The 1,586-nt window shown below is 48.3% G+C and carries 2 protein-coding genes; both read left to right on the plus strand.

Going from position 1 to position 1,586, the window contains the following annotated elements; all coding sequences use genetic code 11:
• Nucleotides 1-569: hypothetical protein (locus QUA58_RS31270; RefSeq protein WP_333398004.1), on the plus strand; the 569-nt coding region annotated here is incomplete at its 5' end.
• A gap of 50 nt (nucleotides 570-619) precedes the next feature.
• Nucleotides 620-1,420 (plus strand): hypothetical protein, encoded by an 801-nt coding sequence (locus tag QUA58_RS31275; protein ID WP_333398005.1) that lies wholly within the window; start codon nucleotides 620-622, stop codon nucleotides 1,418-1,420.
• The last annotated feature ends 166 nt before the right edge of the window (nucleotides 1,421-1,586 follow it).

Here is a 1,586-nt window from a genome sequence, read left to right on the forward strand (position 1 = left end):
TGAGAGACGTTAGGGCGATCGCTCCTTTCACAACCGTGTCAAATCTAGTTTTAATCATCATGAGAATTACTCGAATTGGTTTTGGATACACCAAAAACTTGGGCAACTACGAAAACTGTAAAGTCTGGCTAGAGGCGGACTTAGAAGATTGGGAAGACGCATCAGAAAGCCTTAACATTCTTCGCGATCGAGTTGCTCAAGAACTTGAATTGCCCGACAAATGGCATGACATTAAAGGCAAATTGGCAAGAGAAACGGCATTCTTAGAAACCATTACTGCCAGCATCCGATCCAAGAAAGCCGAATTAGCTAAAGCAGAGGAAATTTGGAATAACTTCGCAGAATTTCTCACGGCTCACGGAGTCGATCCAGTCATGCTGACGGTCGAAAATTTCGCCGCAACTAGAGCCGATCACTCACCTGCTGCCGGAACAGAAAGCGATCCTCTTGCCGGATATGTAGCAGACGATAGCGCCGAATTGGGATTTGGAGAATGCGATACATCGGACGATGACGAGGACAGAACTTGGTGGAATCAAGACGATGACGATGACGATGACGATTACTGACTGCCCACTTATCTCGTAAGCGAAGACGACACTATTACCCCTTATTTCTGATGGAACTTGCCGCCGATTTTAACGATATTTTCTGGGAACCCCCAGAGACAGAATTTCAACCGCTCCTAGACTTTGAATCCGAGATTTCCCACGAAGTACCGCATAACGACATTGCCGTCCTCACCCAGAGAATCAAGCGCAGCTTTCTCGACTACGTGCGGCAAGGAATCATGCTTGACGCTGTACAGCGTTATCGTTTGTATAAACGGCAATACCAGGACTTTGCCGAATACTGCAATCGAGCATTAGGGCGATCGCACTTTTACTGTAAGAAGATTATCCAAGCCGCTCAAATCTGCCTGCGGCTCATCAAATCCAAATTCAAAATTCTCCCCACTTCTGTAGCCCAAGCGCTACCGCTGCTCAAATTTGCCAAAGTTGATGAGTACGGTGAATCCGAGCTCCAAGACAAATGGCAGACAGTCATTGACGGCTTCCCCCCGCCGCTAATCACCGCCGCCAAAATCCAAGAAGCCCTGGACGAGAACCCAGAGGACAGAGCCAAGCAAGTCAGGGTCAGCGGTAAAGCCTACAAACTGCTGCAACAGAAAGCCGCAGCAGCGGGCATGGCAGTTTCTAAGTATCTCGAAACGCTGATCGGCGGCACCGAACCACCAGAGGAGGAACCGCCAGAGGAGGAAGGGACGGAATTGACGGCCGAAAAAGAGGAAATTTGTGATCGGGCTGAAGCTCACGCCAAAGCCAATCCCACTAGAAGAGGGTTTGCTAAAAAGTTAAAAAGTCAACAAGAAGCTATTACCTTGCCGGGTAGATCCGACCAAGTGTCGGACTCATCCTAGTTTTCAAAAACAAACCATCATGCACAATACCTTCACTTACAGGCATTCCGACTTGCCTCCAGTTCGACCTGAAATCAAAGCCGAAATTGTGGGACTTGACGTGCACATCGCCGACTTGATCCTCAAAAGTCAAGGCAATTACCGCGAATTGGAGGAACTAGCAGAA

Origin of the sequence: Microcoleus sp. N9_A1, assembly GCF_036701795.1 — a bacterium.
Taxonomy (GTDB): Bacteria; Cyanobacteriota; Cyanobacteriia; order Cyanobacteriales; family Microcoleaceae; genus Microcoleus.

Coding starts and splice junctions, on each gene's coding strand:
- QUA58_RS31275 (WP_333398005.1), top strand. CDS start 620: ATGGAACTTGCCGCCGATTTTAACGATATTTTCTGGGAACCCCCAGAG.